This window comes from Achromobacter sp. CSND-B12 (genome assembly GCF_052906545.1).
The window spans coordinates 4,222,401-4,240,976 of record NZ_JBREGJ010000001.1 but is presented as its reverse complement, the minus strand read 5'-3'; the positions used below and the strand labels follow the sequence as shown (position 1 = coordinate 4,240,976).

Annotated in this window: 16 protein-coding genes and 1 riboswitch; of the genes, 7 read left to right on the top strand and 9 right to left on the bottom strand. The window is 68.8% G+C overall.

All coding sequences use genetic code 11. The features are described 5' to 3' along the window. Positions 1 to 17 precede the first annotated feature (17 nt). The 3 genes from mgtA to ACUTAG_RS19905 form a co-directional block, all read right to left on the bottom strand. Positions 18 to 2,819, bottom strand: coding sequence for a magnesium-translocating P-type ATPase (gene mgtA, locus ACUTAG_RS19915; protein ID WP_148319090.1), 2,802 nt, complete (start codon positions 2,817 to 2,819; stop codon positions 18 to 20). A 419-nt stretch (positions 2,820 to 3,238) separates the two neighbouring features. Beyond that, a complete protein-coding gene (locus tag ACUTAG_RS19910; RefSeq protein ID WP_026382636.1) occupies positions 3,239 to 3,571 on the bottom strand; it encodes a hypothetical protein in 333 nt (110 codons plus the stop codon). 442 nt (positions 3,572 to 4,013) lie between these two features. Continuing rightward, positions 4,014 to 5,018 (bottom strand): sodium:calcium antiporter, encoded by a 1,005-nt coding sequence (locus tag ACUTAG_RS19905; RefSeq protein WP_006388998.1) that lies wholly within the window; start codon positions 5,016 to 5,018, stop codon positions 4,014 to 4,016. A gap of 78 nt (positions 5,019 to 5,096) precedes the next feature. After that, positions 5,097 to 5,259, bottom strand: a riboswitch (yybP-ykoY riboswitch). Positions 5,260 to 5,393: 134 nt separating this feature from the next. Here ACUTAG_RS19905 and ACUTAG_RS19900 point away from each other — a divergent pair. Next, positions 5,394 to 6,737: an aminopeptidase P N-terminal domain-containing protein gene (locus ACUTAG_RS19900; protein ID WP_020924982.1), complete on the top strand. Its 1,344-nt coding sequence runs from the start codon at positions 5,394 to 5,396 to the stop codon at positions 6,735 to 6,737. Between the two features lie 70 nt (positions 6,738 to 6,807). Here ACUTAG_RS19900 and ACUTAG_RS19895 read toward each other — a convergent pair whose 3' ends face one another. Then, complete coding sequence (locus tag ACUTAG_RS19895) at positions 6,808 to 7,272, bottom strand: hypothetical protein (RefSeq protein WP_148319092.1); 465 nt, start codon at positions 7,270 to 7,272, stop codon at positions 6,808 to 6,810. Between the two features lie 80 nt (positions 7,273 to 7,352). Here ACUTAG_RS19895 and ACUTAG_RS19890 point away from each other — a divergent pair, with 80 nt between their 5' ends. The 6 genes from ACUTAG_RS19890 (at position 7,353) to ruvA (ending at position 12,820) form a co-directional block, all read left to right on the top strand. Further along, positions 7,353 to 8,522, top strand: coding sequence for a UbiH/UbiF/VisC/COQ6 family ubiquinone biosynthesis hydroxylase (locus ACUTAG_RS19890; protein WP_148319094.1), 1,170 nt, complete (start codon positions 7,353 to 7,355; stop codon positions 8,520 to 8,522). A gap of 83 nt (positions 8,523 to 8,605) precedes the next feature. Beyond that, the gene (gene dusB / locus ACUTAG_RS19885; protein WP_035199573.1) at positions 8,606 to 9,631 is read left to right on the top strand and encodes a tRNA dihydrouridine synthase DusB; all 1,026 of its coding nucleotides are present in this window, start codon (positions 8,606 to 8,608) and stop codon (positions 9,629 to 9,631) included. 36 nt (positions 9,632 to 9,667) lie between these two features. Then, positions 9,668 to 9,907, top strand: a complete 240-nt coding sequence (locus tag ACUTAG_RS19880) for a helix-turn-helix domain-containing protein (protein WP_006217670.1) — start codon at positions 9,668 to 9,670, stop codon at positions 9,905 to 9,907. Between the two features lie 103 nt (positions 9,908 to 10,010). Further along, positions 10,011 to 11,600: a bifunctional phosphoribosylaminoimidazolecarboxamide formyltransferase/IMP cyclohydrolase gene (gene purH, locus ACUTAG_RS19875; protein WP_049057796.1), complete on the top strand. Its 1,590-nt coding sequence runs from the start codon at positions 10,011 to 10,013 to the stop codon at positions 11,598 to 11,600. Then, positions 11,600 to 12,148 (top strand): crossover junction endodeoxyribonuclease RuvC, encoded by a 549-nt coding sequence (gene ruvC / locus ACUTAG_RS19870; protein WP_006388993.1) that lies wholly within the window; start codon positions 11,600 to 11,602, stop codon positions 12,146 to 12,148. Before purH ends, ruvC begins: the two co-directional genes overlap by 1 nt. A gap of 99 nt (positions 12,149 to 12,247) precedes the next feature. After that, positions 12,248 to 12,820 carry a Holliday junction branch migration protein RuvA gene (ruvA, locus tag ACUTAG_RS19865; protein ID WP_006388992.1) on the top strand — a complete coding sequence of 191 codons (573 nt, stop codon included), beginning with the start codon at positions 12,248 to 12,250 and terminating at the stop codon, positions 12,818 to 12,820. A gap of 130 nt (positions 12,821 to 12,950) precedes the next feature. Here the strand turns inward: ruvA and ACUTAG_RS19860 are convergent, their stop codons facing one another. From ACUTAG_RS19860 to ACUTAG_RS19840, 5 genes are all read right to left on the bottom strand, one after another. Beyond that, positions 12,951 to 13,871, bottom strand: a complete 921-nt coding sequence (locus tag ACUTAG_RS19860; protein ID WP_006388991.1) for a complex I NDUFA9 subunit family protein — start codon at positions 13,869 to 13,871, stop codon at positions 12,951 to 12,953. A 113-nt stretch (positions 13,872 to 13,984) separates the two neighbouring features. Next, positions 13,985 to 14,950 (bottom strand): threo-3-hydroxy-L-aspartate ammonia-lyase, encoded by a 966-nt coding sequence (locus ACUTAG_RS19855; RefSeq protein ID WP_024067862.1) that lies wholly within the window; start codon positions 14,948 to 14,950, stop codon positions 13,985 to 13,987. A gap of 94 nt (positions 14,951 to 15,044) precedes the next feature. Beyond that, complete coding sequence (gene ruvB / locus ACUTAG_RS19850; protein ID WP_026382640.1) at positions 15,045 to 16,118, bottom strand: Holliday junction branch migration DNA helicase RuvB; 1,074 nt, start codon at positions 16,116 to 16,118, stop codon at positions 15,045 to 15,047. 102 nt (positions 16,119 to 16,220) lie between these two features. Beyond that, the gene (locus ACUTAG_RS19845) at positions 16,221 to 17,771 is read right to left on the bottom strand and encodes a sensor histidine kinase (protein ID WP_026382641.1); all 1,551 of its coding nucleotides are present in this window, start codon (positions 17,769 to 17,771) and stop codon (positions 16,221 to 16,223) included. After that, positions 17,771 to 18,472, bottom strand: a complete 702-nt coding sequence (locus tag ACUTAG_RS19840; RefSeq protein WP_006388986.1) for a response regulator — start codon at positions 18,470 to 18,472, stop codon at positions 17,771 to 17,773. Before ACUTAG_RS19840 ends, ACUTAG_RS19845 begins: the two co-directional genes overlap by 1 nt. Positions 18,473 to 18,576 lie beyond the last annotated feature (104 nt).

The following is an 18,576-nucleotide window of genomic DNA, read 5'->3' as shown; positions in this document are numbered from 1 at the left end:
CGGACATATCGAATTGACTATTGCCAGCCGTAGCGACGCACCCAGATACCCTTGAGCATTTGGGTCAATACGCAGTAGCTCAGCAGGATCCCGGCCAGCCAGGGGAAATAGCTCCACGGCAACGCCTGCAGCTGGAAGTAGCCGGCCAGGGGCGAGAACGGCAGGAACAGCCCCAGCCCGACCACCATCACCGTCATCGCCATCAGCGGCCAGGCGGCGCGGCTCTGCAGGAACGGAATCTTGCGTGTGCGGATCATATGCACGATGAGCGTCTGCGACAACAGGCCTTCGACGAACCAGCCGGACTGAAACAGGGTCTGGTGCTCGGGGGCGTTGGCCTGGAACACGTACCACATGAGCGCGTAGGTGGCGATGTCGAAGATGGAGCTGATCGGGCCGAAGAACACCATGAAGCGCCCGAGTCCGGCCGGATCCCACTGCTGCGGCTTCTTGAGCAATTCCTCGTCGACATTGTCGAAGGGAATCGCGGTCTGCGAGATGTCGTACATCAGGTTCTGCAGCAGCAGGTGGATCGGCAACATCGGCAGGAACGGCAGGAAGGCGCTGGCCACCAGCACCGAGAAGACGTTGCCGAAATTGGAGCTGGCGGTCATCTTCAGGTACTTGAGCATGTTGCAGAAGGTCTTGCGGCCTTCGATCACGCCATCCTCCAGCACCATCAGGCTCTTTTCCAGCAGGATGATGTCGGCGGCCTCCTTGGAGATATCGACGGCCGAGTCCACCGAGATGCCCACATCCGCGGCGCGCAGGGCCGGCGCGTCGTTGATGCCGTCGCCCATGAAGCCGACGGTGTTGCCCTGGGCGCGCAGCATGCGCACGATGCGCTCCTTGTGCGCCGGGGTCAGGCGGGCGAACACATTGGCCTCGCGCACCGCCGCGGCCAGCCTGACGTCGTCCATGGCCTCGATCTCGGCGCCCAGGTACACCTTGCGGACTTCGAACCCGACTTCGCGGCATACCTTCTGGGTCACCAGTTCAACGTCCCCGGTCAGGACCTTGACCTCGATCCCGGAATCGCGCAGCGCGGCCAGGGCCGGGCCAGTGGATTCCTTGGGAGGGTCGAGGAAGGCGATGTATCCGACCAACACCAGGTCGGCCTCGTCCGCCACGCCATAGGCCTGCTGGGTGGGTGGCAGCTCGCGCACGCCCACCGCGATCACGCGCAAGCCGTCGCGGTTCAGTTCGGCCGTCACGCGACGGATATCGGCACGCCGTGCCTCGGTCAGCAGATGCACCTCGCTGCCGACCCGCAGGCGGGTGCAGACGGACAGCATTTCCTCCAGCGCGCCCTTGCAGATAAGTTCGTGGTGCTCACGCCCGTTTTCGGTTTCGCTGACCACCACCGACATGCGGCGGCGCGAAAAATCGAACGGAATCTCGTCGATCTTGCGGTAGCGGGCGGCCAGGTCCAGCTTGCGTTCGACCTCGGCGTGGCGCAGCACGGCCACGTCGAGCAGGTTCTTCAGGCCGGTCTGGTAGTAACTGTTGAGATAGGCGTAGGCCAGCACGTCGTCGCTGGTGGCGCCGTACACATCGGTGTGGCGCTCGAGCGCGATGCGGTCCTGCGTCAGCGTGCCGGTCTTGTCGGTGCACAGCACGTTCATCGCGCCCAGGTTCTGGATCGCGTCGAGCCGCTTGACCACGACCTTGCGCCGGGACATCCTCACCGCGCCTTTGGCCAGCGTGGCGGTGACGATCATCGGCAGCATCTCCGGCGTCAGGCCGACGGCGATGGCCAGCGCGAACAGCAGCGCCTCGAGCCAGTCGCCCTTGGTGAAGCCATTGATCAGCAGCACGATCGGCGCCATCACCAGCATGAAACGGATCAGCACCCAGCTCACCCGGTTGATGCCCTGCTGGAACTGCGTCGGCACGCGCGAAGCCTGGGTCACGCGCCCGGCCAGTTGGCCGAAGTAGGTGCCGGAGCCGGTCGCCACCACCAGGGCGCTGCCGGAGCCGCTGACCACGTTGGTTCCCATGAAGGCCATGTTCTCCAACTCCAGGGCGTTGCCCGTCGCGGTGCGCTGCACTGCGTACTTTTCCACCGGCAGCGACTCGCCGGTCAGGGCCGCCTGGGCCACGAACAGGTCCTTGGCGCCCAGGATGCGGCAATCGGCCGGGATCATGTCGCCGGCGGAAAGCAGCACCACATCGCCGGGCACCAGTTCCGCCAGCGGCACCTCGATCTGGCGCGACCCGGAGGCGTGCAGCGTGGCGCCGAAGAAGCGGCGGGCATCGCCCTCGGCCATGCCCGCGGGGTCGCTGCGCAGCACGGTGGCGGTGTTCTGCACCATGGCCTTGAGCGCTTCCGCGGCGCGGTTGGAACGGCGTTCCTGCACGAAACGCAGCAGCGTCGAAATCGCCACCATCGTGCCGATGATGATGACGCCCTTCCACGACTGGTCCTCGGGCTCGGCCATGTACACGTCCGTGACCCAGGACAGCGAAGCCAGGCCGGTCAGCAGCAGGTTGAAGGGATTGCGGAACGATTGCCAGAGATGGGCATACCAGGTCAGCGGCTTTTCGTGGTCGACCTCATTGGCGCCGTAGCGCGCGCGGGCCTCTTCGGCCTGGACCTGGGAAAGGCCGCCGCGGCCGCTGCGGAACAGGGCGAACAGCGCGTCGAAATCCTGTTGCGCCACATCCAGCATGCGGCGGTTGGCGCGGCGCGCTGCATCGGAAGTGTCGGCCGCGGCCTGCCCGCCGCCCTGCTCCAGCATGGGCGAACGCCGGAAGTGCCGGCCAGAGCGCCGCAGCCCGGCCGCGGACGAGAAAAAAGTCTTGAGGAATTTGAACATCGTAGTGTTCCCGTTATTGGTGTTGTTATGGAAGACACGGACGACAGGCGCCAGGCGCCGCGCGCGGGCAGCACGGGGCCGCGACCCGCCCGGGCGGGTCGTGGTCGCCCCGTACGGGCGTGCGCAGGCACCGGGGCGATGTTGCCGGTGTCCGGATCGCGTCGAGGCGCGCCGGGTGCGTGAAAACGGAACGGGAAACTAGCGGGAGAACCGGGGCCGGCGGCAGTGGCGCGCGAGGAGCGGGCCTGGCCGGAGGTTCGGGGCTGCGGATTCCGTACTAGACCGGGTGACTATCCGGCCAGTCGGCTCGCAAGGGAGAAGACGGGTCAGACAGGCATGCCGGCGCCGCGCACGTGGCGCAATCGAGGCTCGGGGTCTAAGGCACTGGGCATGGTCTCTCCTGGGGGTGACGGGCGGCTTCAGGCCGCCAGCGGTTGCGCGCCGAAATGCACGTGGCGCACGGCGGGGTTGGCGCTGAGCCGACGGGCTTGCGACATCAGTTCGCCACGCAGTTCGGGCGGGCAATTGACGGTGATGCAGGCCGAAGCCATGCCGGGGTCGCGCCCCTGGTCGATCTGCACTTGCGACACATCGAGCCCGGCGGCGCTGAAGTCCAGGCAGATCTGCTTGCGCAGGGCGCCCAGTTCATCGCGCGGGCAGATGACCGTCAGGCGCGACGTGCCGCGGCGGCGGCCCATGGCGGTGGCACGATCGACGCCGGCGCGGCGCAGGAACAAGTCGAAGAAACGCATAGCGACCTCCATTGCGTAATGGGAGCGGCTTTCGCGCATACGCGCGCACGCGAGGCACACGGCGCCAAGCGAACGGGCACGGAAAGACGTGCGCGCGCGTTGACGCTGCGACTAGCGGCGGTTCTGGCGTTTATGTTGGGAAGAATCCCCGCAAGCCGTGGGCTTGCGCTGCTGCCCGGAACGAAACCCGGGCCGAGGGATACAACCGCAACCTGTTCAACAGGCTGCGGCAGACGGAGTTCTGCGTGGACCTGTCAAACAGCGGCGTCGATGCAAGATCGACTACTTTCGCCGGAATCGGTATTCACGAAGACTGCTCCTGGGATGGATAACGGGCAGAATTTTACGCGGGTTTCCACTGATGGACAAGGTTTGCCGGCATAAAAATTGCTTTTGTGCGCAAAAAAAGCGCGAGGCCGCGGCGCCTCGCGCCCTTGCCCGATCACGCGTAGAAATGCCAGCCCAGATAGGCCGCGAACAGGGCGTAGAAGCCGCCCACCGCCGACAAGGCCGGCACGCTCATGCCGGCGCGACGGAAACGCAGCCACAGCAGGCTGATGGACAGCATGGTGAACAGGCCGGCGGCCAGCAGCGGGCCATCGAGCAGCCAGGGCGTCAGGAAGATGCCGAGCGCGCTGGGAATGGTGGCCTGGATCATCATGGCGCCCGAGATGTTGGCCAGCGCCAGGCGTTCCTTGCCCTGGCGCACCCAGATCAGCGCGTTCATGATTTCCGGCAGTTCGGTGGCCACCGGCGCCAGCAGCAACGCGGCCACATGCGGCGAGGCGCCCATGGCGATGCCCAGCAGTTCGATCTGGTTGACGAACACGTGCGAGGCGCCGGCGATCACGACCAGGGCCAGCAGCGTCTGGGTCGCGGCCCAGAACATCGACGGATTGTCGTCGCGCGGGCGCAGCTTGAGCGGTTCCAGGTCCTCGCAATCGATGCAGTCCTCGTCGTTGCTCAGTTCGCGCTTGATGTACAGGCCGTAGGTGGCCAGGAACAGGATGCCGAGCCAGGGTTTCCAGGCGAAGGCCAGCAGGCCCAGGCCGACCTTGAAGACGAAGATGCCCATGAACCAGGCCTGGTCGCGGGCCAGCCGGCGCTGGTCCGCGTTGATACAGTTGGCTTGCGCGGGCTGGCCGCGGCGCGCGCGCCACAAGGCCAGGCCGACCACGGCATAGGCCAGCGTCGCCAGCACCAGCGGGCCGCCCATGGCCGCGCCGACGCCGATGTCCTTCTGTTCGGGCGTGTCGCCGAACACCACGGCCATGAAGGTCACGGCGCTTTCCGGCAAGGCGGTGCCGAAGGCGGCCAGCACCGTGCCGGTCGCGGTGGCGCCGAGCTGGAAGCGATGTCCGACCCATTCAACGCCATTGACGAAGAATTCGCAGGCGAGATAGATCACTGCCGCGGACAGGAAAAACAGGAACAGGGTGAGCAACATATAGGCGAGCCGGACGAGCAGAAACCAATTGGCGCGACGCAGCGGCTCGCCCGGCCAGGGTGAACGCTACGCGGCCAAAGGTCTCGCCTGGCTGATCCATGCGCGGGCGGACCGCGGCATGGAGACCGTTAGCGCCATGGAGTCCTGGAAACCGCGGTGCGGCACCGAACCACCAAGTCTGTTGACGCTAACTCCTTTGGGGACAAAGGATGGCTACTCCCCAATGACAGAGCCGCGATTGTAGCAGTCCGCCCGTGACAGTCCAGTGAATCCGCGCGCCGCGCGCGGGAATGGCGCCGGACTGTCGCATCGGCGGCACGACGGGTAAAGTAAGTGGCACCACAGCTTCCCGCCGGGCCTTGCGCCCCTTTGCCCATGAGCCTGCCTCCCACCGATATCGCCCCCTTCGCCGCCCGCCGCCAGCGCTTGATGGACCGGATGCGCGCCGATGGCGGCGGCATCGCGATCCTGGCCACCGCGCCCGAAGCGATCCGCAACCGCGACGCCGAATACCCGTACCGGCACGACAGCGACTTTTTCTACCTGACCGGCTTCACCGAGCCCGGCGCCTGGCTGGTGCTGATCGCCGGCGCCACCGACCGCGCCCTGCTGTTCTGCCGCCCGCGCCACATCGAACACGAGATCTGGGAGGGCCGGCGCTTCGGCCCGGAAGCCGCGGCCGAGCATTTCGGCTTCGACGACGCGCACGCGCTGGACGCCCTGGACGAACTGGTGCCGCAGCTGCTGCAGGACCAGCCGACCCTGTATGCGCCGCTGGCGGGCGACAAGCGCGGCGACGGCCGCCTGCACCGCTGGCTGGCGGCCGCGCGCGAAGCCAGCCGCGGCGGCCACCAGCCGCCCGCGCGCCAGCAGGACATCCGGCCAATCCTGGCCGAGATGCGGCTGGTCAAGGACGCCAGCGAAATCGCCGCGATGCGGCGGGCCGCCAAGATCTCCGCCGGTGCCCATGCGCGCGCCATGCGGGCCACGCGCGCCGGCATGCGCGAATACGAACTGGAAGCGGAACTGCTGTACGAGTTCCGCCGGCATGGCGCCCAGGCGGTGGCCTACAACAGCATCGTGGCGGCCGGCGCCAATGCCTGCGTGCTGCACTACCCCGCCGGCGAAGCGGTGCTGCGCGACGGCGACCTGGTGCTGATCGACGCCGGCTGCGAGGTCGACAGCTATGCCAGCGACATCACCCGCACCTTTCCGGTCAACGGCCGCTACAGCGGCCCGCAGCGCGCCCTGTACGATCTGACGGTGGCGGCCCAGGAAGCGGCGGCCCAGGCCACCGCGCCCGGCCGCGGCTGGAACGACGGCCACGAAGCCGCCGTCCGCGTGCTGGCGCAGGGCATGCTGGACCTGAAACTGCTCAAGGGTTCGCTGGACGGGGTGATCGAGTCGGGCGACTACAGCCGCTTCTACATGCACCGCACCGGCCATTGGCTGGGGCTGGACGTGCACGACGTGGGCGACTACCGCCAACCGGGCGCGGCGCCCGGCGCCGAACGTCCGTGGCGCACGCTGGAGACCGGCATGATGCTGACGATCGAGCCCGGCATCTATGTGCGCCCGGCCGACGACGTGCCCGAGGCCTACTGGAATATCGGCATCCGCACCGAGGACGACGCGCTGGTGACGGACGAAGGCTGCGAGCTGATCACGCGCGGCGTGCCGGTGCAGGCCGGCGAGATCGAGGCGCTGATGCGCGAATGATGGCGCGGGCGGGGCGCCGCGCCAGGCCCGCCCGCGGGGGACCGGGGGGGGGGGATCTGCCTACAGGTGTCTACAGGGTCAGGCCGTCCAGCCAGCCCATCGCCACCCAGACGTAGACCACCACCATCGCGATGGCGAACATGGACACGGTGGCGCCGACCAGGCAGGCCAGGATGGCGACCAGCACCGGCCCCCAGCCGGTCTTGCGGGATGGCGGCAGCCCGGAGTTGTAGAGGCGGTCGAACTTCTCGTCGGGCATCAGCGAGAACACCGCGCTCTCGATGAAACCGTCGATCATGGGAATGAACAGCAGGAAGAAGGCCGGGTTGTCGTACCAGACCGGGAAATAGCGGAACGCACAGAACAGGCTGAGCAGCGCCAGCACGGTCACCAGCCAGGCATGGCGCCGGCCCAGGTACCACCAGTGCGCCCCGAGCCAGCCGAACAGGCAGGCCAGCAGGCCGACGGCGACCTTGCCGCGCGGACGGCGCGGGATTGCGGCGGACAGCGAAGATGAAGCCTGGAGCTGCGTCATGTCAATCAACCTGTGCAGGGGGGGCGCACGCCAAGCCGCGCCGGCAGACCCGGATTGTAGTGGACGGGTAAAATCCCGGCATGACTATCTCCGCCTTCGACATTGCGATTCTCGGCGCCGGCCCCGTGGGGCGTGTCCTGGCGTTGATGCTGGCGCGCGCGGCGCCGGACCCGTCCCGCATCGCCCTGCTGCAGGGCGCGTCGCCGGCGCCCGTCACGCCGGCCGCCGCCGTGCCCGCGGCCGATCCGCGCGTGCTGGCCATGAACCACGGCAGCCGCGTGCTGCTGGAATCGCTGCACGCCTGGCCCGCCAAGGCGGCGGACATCCTCAACATCCACGTCTCGCAGCGCGGCCGGCTCGGCCGCAGCGTGATCCGCAATACCGATTTCGACGTGCCGCAGCTGGGCTGCGTGGTCGCCTACTCGGCGCTGCACGCCCGCCTCGAAGAATGCGTGGCCGCCAGCGGCGTCACGCTGCTGTCCGGGCCGCCGGCCGTGGTGGACGGCCAGGATGCCGACGGCGTGCGCATCAGCCAGGGCGATGCCGCGCTGAGCTGCCGCATCGCCGTGCAGTCCGACGGCGCCGGGGGCAGCGACGTGCGCCGCGAATACGGCCAGCACGCCCTGCTGACCACCGCCCACGCCAGCCTGCCGCGCCGCGGCTGGGCCTGGGAGCGCTTCACCACCGAAGGACCGCTGGCGTTGCTGCCGCACCCGCAGACGCCGGACGCCTATTCGGTGGTCTGGTGCAGCGCGCCCGAGCGCGCGGCCGAGCTGGCGGCGCTGGACAACACCGCCTTCTCGCAGGCGCTGAGCACGGCCTTTGGCGACCGCCTGGGTCGTCTGAGCTGCCAGGCGCCGCGCCATGTCTTCCCGCTGGCGCTGAGCGCGCGCCGCGCCCTGGTGCAGGGCCGCGTGGCCGTGATCGGCAATGCGGCGCAGACCCTGCACCCCGTGGCGGGACAGGGGCTCAACCTGGGGCTGCGGGACGCCGCCAGGCTGGCCCAGTCCCTGGGCGGCTGGCTGGCCCAGCCAAACGCCACCCCCCACCCCGCGCTGCACGACTTCGCCCGCGCGCGCCAAGTCGACCGGGTCATCACCGCCGGGGTCACCGACCTGATGCCGCGCATCTTCGCCACCGGCCTGGCGCCGGTCGAACACGCCTGTGGCCTGGCATTGCTGGGCCTGGACCTGGCCGCGCCCCTGCGCGCGCCGCTGGCGCGCCATCTGCTGCAGGGTTTCCGGGCCTGATCTCGCCCTTTTTTTGCCCGCCTGTTACCAAGCGGTTGCGGAGCAAAAAATGGGGGTTCGATCGAGCCGGTTAAAATGTGACCATGCGCATCGGCCCGTGGACTCTTCCCAACAACGTTCTGGTCGCGCCCATGGCGGGCGTGACGGATCGTCCTTTCCGACAGCTCTGCAAGAAATTGGGGGCCGGTTACGCCGTGTCGGAAATGGCCGCCAGCAACCCCAAGCTGTGGGACAGCGTCAAGACCTCGCGCCGCCTGAACCACGACGGCGAGATCGCGCCCATTTCAGTGCAGATCGCCGGCGCCGACCCGGCCATGATGGCCGAAGCGGCCGTGTTCAATGCCAACAAGGGCGCGCGCATCATCGACATCAACATGGGCTGCCCCGTGAAGAAGGTCTGCAATGTGGCCTCGGGTTCGGCCCTGCTGCGCCACGAAGACCTGATCGCCCGCATCCTGGACGCCGTGGTCGAGGCCTGCGCGCCGCTGGGGGTCCCCGTGACCCTCAAGACCCGCACCGGCTGGGACCGCGACAGCCGCAACGCGCTGCGGGTGGCCAGGCTGGCCGAAAATGCCGGCATCGCCGCCCTGACGCTGCACGGGCGCACCCGCGCCGACCTCTATACGGGCGAGGCGGAATATGACACTATCCGCGCCGTCCGCGCCGAGCTGAAAATCCCGCTGATCGCCAATGGCGATATCGACTCGCCCGAAAAAGCCAAACGCGTCCTGGATTACACTGGCGCCGATGCGGTCATGATCGGCCGGGCGGCCCAGGGCCGTCCCTGGATTTTCCGCGAAGTCGACCACTACCTGCGCACGGGCGAAACACTGGCCCCTCCCGGCTATGGGGAAATGCGCGAACTGCTGCTCGAACATCTCGACGACCACTACCGCTTCTATGGCGAACACACCGGCGTACGCACGGCGCGCAAGCACATAGGGTGGTATCTGGACGGCCTGCCGGACGCGGACTCGTTCCGCGACCGCATGAACCTGATCGACAACACCCGCGACCAGTGGCGGGCGGTGTCGGATTGGTTCCTCAATCTTTCCCGCGACGGCAACCCCAACCCGGCGCCTGTCGCGAAAGCCCTGCTGGCGGCATGACCGCCTCAACACCAACATAAAAATATCTGTACTCCGATGAGCAAGAAAGATGTCCTGGAAGAATGCGTGCGCGCCAGCCTGGAGCGCTATTTCGAAGACTTGGGCGAATCCGAGCCCCACGACATGTGGGACATGGTGATGCGCTGCGTGGAGCGCCCGGTCCTCGAAGTGGCGTTGGAACGGTCCGGCGGCAACCAGTCGCGGGCGTCCGAAATGCTGGGCATCACGCGCAACACCCTGCGCAAGAAGCTGCTGGCCCACAACATCCAGGTATAGCGCATTGCCGCGCGGGCGGGCCGGCTGGCGCGCCCCGCATGACAGATTTCCCATCCCGACCTGAAGCGAGACAGGCGCACGCGCCCCACTCCCGTCCCTCACCATGAAAATCGAAACCGCCCTGCTTTCGGTGTCCGACAAGACCGGCATCGTTGAATTTGCCCGCGCCCTGGCCGCGCGCGGCGTGCGCCTGCTGTCGACCGGCGGCACCGCCAAGCTGCTGGCCGAATCCGGCCTGACCGTCACCGAAGTGGCCGCCCACACCGGCTCGCCCGAGATCCTGGACGGCCGCGTCAAGACGCTGCACCCCAAGATCCACGGCGGCCTGCTGGCCCGTCGCGACAGCGCCGAGCACATGGACACCATCAAGGCGGCCGGCATCGATCGCATCGACATGCTGGTGGTCAACCTGTACCCGTTCCGCGAAACCGTGGCCAAGCCGGATTGCACCTTCGCCGACGCGGTCGAGAACATCGACATCGGCGGCCCGGCCATGCTGCGCGCCGCCGCCAAGAACCACGGCACCGAAGCCGGCGGCGTGACCGTGGTGATCGACCCGGTCGACTACTCGCGCGTGCTGTCCGAGATGGACCAGGGCGGCGCCACTTCCTACGGCCTGCGCCTGGCGCTGGCCGCCAAGGTCTATGCCCACACCGCGGCCTACGACGGCGCCATCGCCGCCTACCTGACCAGCCTGACCGAAGCCGAACCGGCGCAGGACGCCGTGCCGGCCCGCCAGGAATGGCCCGGCACCCTGACCCTGCAGGTCAGACAGGAACAGGCCCTGCGCTACGGCGAGAACCCGCACCAGACCGCCGCGTTCTACGTCGACGCGCAGCGTCCGGCCGGCCTGCTGGGCAACTACCGCCAGCTGCAGGGCAAGGAACTGTCGTACAACAACATCGCCGACGCCGATGCCGCCTGGGAATGCGCGCGCAGCTTCGAGGCGCCCGCCTGCGTCATCGTCAAGCACGCCAACCCCTGCGGCGTGGCGGTCGCGGCCGACACGCTGGGCGCGTACCAGCAGGCCTTCAAGACCGACCCGACCTCGGCCTTCGGCGGCATCATCGCCTTCAACCGCCCGGTCGACGCCGCCACCGCCGAAGCCGTCAGCGCCCAGTTCCTGGAAGTGCTGCTGGCCCCGGCCTATGACGGCGCCGCGCTGGCCATCCTGGCCGCCAAGAAGAACGTGCGCGTACTGGAAGTGCCGATGGGCACGGGCCAGAACGCCTTCGACGTCAAGCGCGTCGGCGGCGGCTGGCTGGTGCAAAGTCCGGACGCCTACAACGTGCCGCGCGACGCCCTGAAGGTCGTCACCAAGCGCCAGCCCACCGAGCAGGAAATGAACGACCTGGCGTTCGCCTGGAAGGTCGCCAAGTACGTCAAGTCCAACGCCATCGTGTTCGTCGGCGGCGGCATGACGCTGGGCGTCGGCGCCGGCCAGATGAGCCGCATCGACTCGGCCCGCATCGCCTCGATCAAGGCCGAAAACGCCGGCCTGACGCTGAAGGGCTCGGCGGTGGCGTCGGATGCCTTCTTCCCGTTCCGCGACGGCCTGGACGTGGTGGTGGCCGCGGGCGCGACCTGCGTGATCCAGCCCGGCGGCAGCGTGCGCGATGACGAAGTCATCGCCGCGGCCGACGAGCATGGCATCGCCATGGTGCTGACCGGCACCCGCCACTTCCGCCACTGATGCGCGTCCTCGGCATCGATCCCGGCCTGCGCCGCACCGGCTTCGGTGTGATCGATGCCGACGGCCCGCGCCTGCGTTATGTCGCCAGCGGCACCATCGTGGTGCCGCCGGCGCTGACGCTATCCGAACGCCTCAAGGTCATCCTGGACAACCTGCGCCAGGTGGCGCGCGACACGCAACCCGACGTGGCCGCGCTGGAAATCGTCTTCCTGAACACCAATCCGGCCTCGACCCTGCTGCTGGGCCAGGCCCGCGGCGCGGCGCTGTGCGCGCTGGCCGACAGTTCGCTGGCGGTGCACGAGTACACCGCGCTGCAGATCAAGAAAGCGGTGGTGGGCACCGGCCGCGCGGCCAAGGAACAGGTCCAGATGATGGTGCAGCACCTCCTGGCGCTGGACGGCACCCCCGCGCCCGACTCGGCCGACGCGCTGGCCTGCGCCATCTGCCACGCCCACGTCGGGCCCTTGCAGGATCGGCTGACGGAATTGGGCACGCGCCTGAGCCTGAGCGGCAAGACCCGCATCCGCAACGGCCGCCTGCTGGGCTGAAAACGCCGCGGCCCGCGCCACGCGGCGCGCGGACCCGTATAGAATCCCCGCATTCGCCGCGACTGACGCGGCCTCTTCTTCTGCCAGGCCACTGCCACCATGATCGGACGCATCACCGGAACCCTGATCGAGAAACTGCCGCCCACCGTCTGCGTGGACGTCAACGGTCTGGGCTATGACATCGACGTGCCCATGAGCACGCTGTACTCGCTGCCGGAAACCGGCGCCCGCGTCACGCTGTACACGCACCTGACCGTGCGCGAAGACGCCCACATCCTCTACGGTTTCGCCACCGCCGGCGAACGCAGCGCCTTCCGCGAACTGATCAAGGTCAGCGGCATCGGCGCGCGCACCGCCCTGTCGGTGCTGTCGGGCCTGTCGGTGGCCGACCTGGCGCAGGCCATCACGCTGCAGGAATCAGGCCGCCTGACGCGGGTGCCCGGCATCGGCAAGAAAACCGCCGAACGCCTGCTGCTGGAAATGCGCGGCAAGCTGGGCGCGGACATCGGCGCCACCGCGCACGCGGTGCACGACAACCAGTCCGACATCCTGAACGCGTTGCTGGCGCTGGGATACTCCGAGAAGGAATCGCTGTCGGCCCTGAAGACGTTGCCCGAGGGAGTGGGCGTCTCCGACGGCATCAAGCAGGCATTGAAAGCCCTGGTGCGCTGAAGGGGCGCCACCTGGGCCGCGCCGCCCGCAGATCATTGCGACCAGGGCTGGTCGCGGCAACAGGCGCGATACGCCCCAGGGCTGCCCCCGTCGACGCAGGCTTCGCGCACTAGCGCGCCGGCGCCAGGTACTAGCGCGCCGGCGCCAGGTAGCCGGGCGCCACCGCCTCCAGGCCGGTCGGCACCACATTCAGTTCGGGGGCCATCGGCGCCCCGCAGATGTTGTCGCTGCGCAGGGAATCGAGGTTGTCGCGCGACATCAGCGGCCGCCCCGGCAAGCATTCGAACAGCAACGCCTGCATCCGGCCCACGCCCATCGGCACGCTCATCACCGGACGCGGATGGCCGCTCCAGCCCGCGCACAGGCGCGCGATCTCGCCCAGGGTGTAGACCTGCGGTCCGCCCAGCTCGTAGGTCTTGCCGCAGGCATGCGTGTTGGCCAACGCCGACAGCATCGCCGACACCACGTCGCCCACGTACACCGGCTGCATGCGCGCGTGCGCGCCGGCCAGCGGCAGCACCGGCAGCCAGCGCGCCAGGCGCGCGAACATGTTGGTGAAATTGTCGTCCGGCCCGAACACCACCGAGGGGCGGAACATCGTCCACCCCCCTTCGCGCCAATCGGCCAGCTCCTGCCGGATGGCGGCCTCGCCATCGCCCTTGGAACGCTGGTACATGCTGCCGCCATTGGAATCCGCCCCCAGCGCGCTGACATGCAGCAACCGGCGCACGCCCTGGCGGCGGCAGGCCCGGGCGATGCGTTGCGGCAGGTGCACGTGCGCCTGCGCGAAATCGGAGCCATAGGGGCGGCCCGCATTGCCGTGCAGGATGCCGACGAGATTGACGACCACGTCGCAGTCGCGCGCCAGGCGGTCGAGTGCGTCGTCGTCGTGCACGTCGCTGGCGAGCAGGGTGACGGTGGGCAGGATCTGGAGTTCTCGTCCCTGGCCGTAGCGGCGGGTGGGCACCAGGATCTGGTGCTGTCCACCCGAAAGCCGGGCGATGAGATGACGGCCGATGAAGCCAGTGCCGCCGATGACAAGGATACGCATGGAGCAGCCCCTGTTCTTCAGGATTCAGGCCCGATTCTGCCCTGCACGGGCCGCATCCGCAAGCGCGCGGCCAAAGCGCCGGACGATATCCCGCCGACGCCCGGCGCCGACCCTCAGCTTGCCAGCAACTTGCCGTAGGCCGGAAGGTCGACGTTGCCGCCGCTGATGATCACGCCCACGCGCGCGCCGCGCACCGGCACCACGCCCTGCAGCACGGCCGCGGACGACAGGCAGCCGGTCGGTTCCACCACCATCTTCATGCGCTCGGCGAAGAACTTCATGGTCGAGACCAGCTGGTCATCCGTCACGGTGACGATGTCGCGCACGTGCTTCTGGATGAGCGGGAAGGTCAGGTGGCCCAGGTGGGTGGTGGCGGCGCCGTCGGCCAGGGTCTTGGGCGCGGGGATGCGAACGACTTCGCCCTTGCGCAGCGATTGCTGGCCGTCGTTGCCGGCCTCGGGCTCGACGCCGTAGACCAGGCAGCGCGGGCTGAGCGCGTACGCCGACAGCGCCGACCCCGACAGCAGGCCGCCGCCGCCCAGGCACACGAACAGGTAATCCAATTCGCCGACGTCCTCGAACAGTTCCTTGGCCGCGGTGCCCTGCCCCGCGATCACGTCCTCGTGGTCGTAGGGCGGGATCAGCGTGGCGCCGGTCTCGGCCTGAATGCGGCGCGCGATCTCTTCGCGATCTTCGGTGTAGCGGTCGTAGGTGACGATCTGGCCGCCATAGCCTTCGGTGGCGGCGCGCTTGGCCGCCGGCGCGTCCAGCGGCATGATGATGGTGGCCTTCACGCCCTGCAGCTTGGAGGCCAGCGCGATCGCCTGCGCATGGTTGCCCGACGAGAACGTGACCACGCCGGCGGCGCGCTGCTCGGGCGTCAGGCGCGCGATGGCGTTGAAGCCGCCGCGGAACTTGAACGCCCCCATGCGCTGGAAGTTCTCGCACTTGAAGAACAGCGAGGCGCCGGCGATGGCGTCGGCCGTGGTCGAGGTCAGCACCGGCGTGCGGTGCGCGTGGCCGGCCAGGCGCTCGCTGGCGCGCGCGACATCGTCGAAAGTGGGCAGTTCGGGCAACATGGAAACAGTCCTTTGAACGCGGAAAGAGTCGGAAGCGAAACCTCCGGATCATAAACCCGTGGCGGCGTTCCCGCCGCCGCCACGCCCGGACGGTTTACTTGCCGAACAGCTCGCCGCTGGTGCTGGCGGCGCCGGCGGGCGGCGTCAGGCCCAGGTGGCGCCAGGTGGTCAGGGTGGCCGTGCGGCCACGCGGCGTGCGCTGCAGGTAGCCGTGCTGGATCAGGTAGGGCTCGATCACGTCCTCGATGGTGTCGCGCTCTTCGCCAATGGCCGCGGCCAGGCTGTCGACGCCGACCGGGCCGCCGTCGAACTTGTGGATGATGGCTTCGAGCAGCTTGCGGTCCATCAGGTCCAGGCCTTGCGGATCGACTTCCAGCATGGCCAGCGCGCGGCCGGCGACATCGGCGTCGATGGTGCCGCCGGCCTTGACCTCGGCGTAATCGCGCACGCGCCGCAGCAGGCGGTTGGCGATACGCGGCGTGCCGCGGGCGCGGCGCGCCACTTCGGCGGCGCCATCCGGCGTGATGACCGCATTGAGCAGGCCGGCGCTGCGGGTGACGATGCGGCCGAGGTCGTCGGCGTTGTAGAACTCCAGCCGCGACACGATGCCGAAGCGGTCGCGCAGCGGGTTGGTCAGCATGCCGGCGCGGGTGGTGGCGCCGACCAGCGTGAACGGTTGCAGGTCGAGCTTGACGCTGCGCGCGGCCGGACCTTCGCCGATCAGGATGTCGATCTGGAAGTCCTCCAGCGCCGGGTAGAGGATTTCCTCGACCACGGGCGACAGGCGGTGGATTTCGTCGATGAACAGGACGTCGTTCTTTTCCAGGTTGGTCAGCAGCGCCGCCAGGTCGCCCGGGCGTTCCAGGACGGGGCCGGAAGTCTGGCGCAATTGCACGCCCATTTCGTGGGCGATGATGTGGGCCAGGGTGGTCTTGCCCAATCCGGGCGGACCGAACAGCAGCACGTGGTCGAGCGCTTCGCCGCGCTTGCGGGCGGCGGCGATGAAGATCTCGAGTTGTTCACGGGCGCGCTGCTGGCCGACATATTCCTCCAGCGCCTTGGGGCGCAGGGCGCGTTCGATCGACTCCTCGTTGGGCGACGCCGGCTGGGGCGCCACGATGCGAGGCGCGTCGGGACGGGAGGAAAGCGAATCGGACTGGATGGCCATGGTGCGGAAAACGACTGGATACTGAGCGGGATGCTGCATCGTACCGTAACCACCGCCCCCCGGGACCGGATTCCGCCCCGCCACGCCCTGGCGGGGGCGGGGTCAGGCGCCTTCCGCCACCGGCAGCTTGACCCGCACGCACAGGCCACCGGACTCGGCCTGCAACAATTCCAGCGAGCCGCCATGGGCGCGGGCGATGGCTTCGGCCAGCGCCAGCCCCAGGCCGACGCTGCCGGTACGGGTCCGAGCATCGTCCAGGCGGCTGAACGGACGCAGCGCTTCCTGGCGGCGTTCCGGCACAATGCCGGGGCCGTGGTCCGCCACGTCCAGCACCGCCTGGCGGCCTTCGCGCCGCAGGCTGACGTCAACCGGCGGCGCGCCGTGGTTGAGGGCATTGCCGATCAAGTTGTCGAGCAGGCGGCCCAGCGCGACGGCATCGCCCTGCACCACCAGGGCGTCGTCGCTGTCGGCCGTCTTGAGGTGGATGTCGGTGCCCGCGCCGCGCCAGGCGTTGACGCGCTCGGTGAGCCAATCGGGCAGCACCATCGACGCGTAGCGGTAGGCCGCGGGATCGGTGCCGCGCACGAAGCCGATGAACTGGTCGACCATGTGCTGCATGTCCTGCAGGTCGGTGCGCAGGCCCTCCTTCAGGGCCGAATCGTCGGCCAGCTCAATGCGCAGCCACATGCGCGATAGCGGCCCCTTCAGGTCGTGCGGCAGGCCCGACAGCAGCGTGCGGCGCACCGAGTCGGATTCGGCCAGCGCATCCAGCATGGCGTTGAAGCGCTCGCCCAGCACACGGGTTTCGTGCGGACCTGAAGGTTCGACCCGTTGCGGCTGGCCGGCGGCCAGGCGGTCGGCGGCGTCGGCCAGGCGGGTGATGGGACGCGTGATGTGCCAGGAGAACCCCACCGCCAGCAACAGCAGCAGCCCCAGCCCGCCCAGCCAGGCGGCGATCAGTGGCGTGGCCACCGGCGGGTCGAGGCGGTCCAGCGGAATTACCAGCCATTCGCGCAGGCGCGGCGCGTCCTCGCTGGCCGGATTGGGCGCCAGCGAGATGAAGATCTCGGGCGTGGGGCCGCGCGACAGCGCCACCCGGGTGCCGTCGTTCAGGCGTTCGTTCAGCTGCTGCACCAGCCCCTTCAGATCGCGCCGGATATCGTCGGGTTCGGGCTTGTAGCGGCGCATGTGTTCTTCATGCTCGCGCTGGCGTTCGCGCTCGGCCCGCTCCTGTTCGACTTCGTGTTCGTCGCGCATCTCCGGCGGCAGTGGCGGGCCCTGGATCTGCGCGCTCGGCGGTGGCGGCGGCGGCGGCGGTGGCCGTTGCGCGCCGCGCGGCGGCGGGCGGCGGCCGTTGAAACGCTGCAGCTTGGCTTCGGCCGGCAGCACCCGCGACCACAGGCGCCATTGGTTCTGCGAGGCCGCGCGCACGAAATCGGCGCGGTCTTCGGCGGGGACCTGCGACACGGCGGCGCGCAGGGTGCGGATGGTGGTGGTGATGTAGCCGATGGCCACGTCTTCCATGAACTTGTGGCGGAAGTACGAAACCGTGACCAGCGTGGCCGCCTGCGTCAGCAGCACCGACCCGAGGATCAGCAGGATCAGCCGCGCCCGCAGCGAGCGCGGCACCAGGGAACTGGCGGAGAAGCGCATCAGGGCGAGAACCGGTAGCCGATGCCCCAGACGGTCTGGATCCAGCGGGGTTGCTTGGGATCGTCCTCGATGACGCGGCGCAGGCGCAGGATGGCGATGTCGATGGCGCGGTCGTTGCGTTCGCCGGCGTCATCGTCGCGCGCCAGCGCCAGCAGGCGTTCACGCGACAGCGGCTTGCCGGCGTTGCGCACCAGCGCTTCGAGCAGGTTGATTTCGCCGCCCGTGAGCTTGACCACCGTGCCGTCGCGCGACAACTGGCGGGTGGAGGGGTCGAAGAGGAACGGGCCGAACGCGACCGGCGCGTCCTTGGTGAGGGCCGAGGGGCCGCGCTTGCGGCGCAGCACGGCTTCGATGCGGGCCAGCAGCTCGCGGGGATCGAAGGGCTTGCCGACGTAGTCGTCGGCGCCGGCCTCCAGGCCGATGATGCGGTCGACGGCCTCGTCGCGGGCGGTCAGCAGGATGACGGGGATGTCCTCGCCCTGCTCGCGCAGGCGGCGACAGGCATCGGCGCCGTCCCCGCCCGGCAGCATGCGGTCCAGCACCAGCAGGTCGGGCGCGTAGCGGGTGATGCGCGACGGCAGGTCGCTGGCGTCGGGCGCCAGCAGCGTGTCATAGCCGTGACGGTTCAGGTAGTCGGCCAGCAACTGGCGCAAGGCCGGATCGTCGTCGACGACCAGCAGCTTGGTGTGGTGATTGTCCATGGATGCCATAGTGGAGCCGTCCGCCCGCGGCGGCAAGAGCCGGGAAATCATCTGAAATATACCTGTTGCACGATGTTTGCCGGCGATGCCCGCCCGTTGGCGCC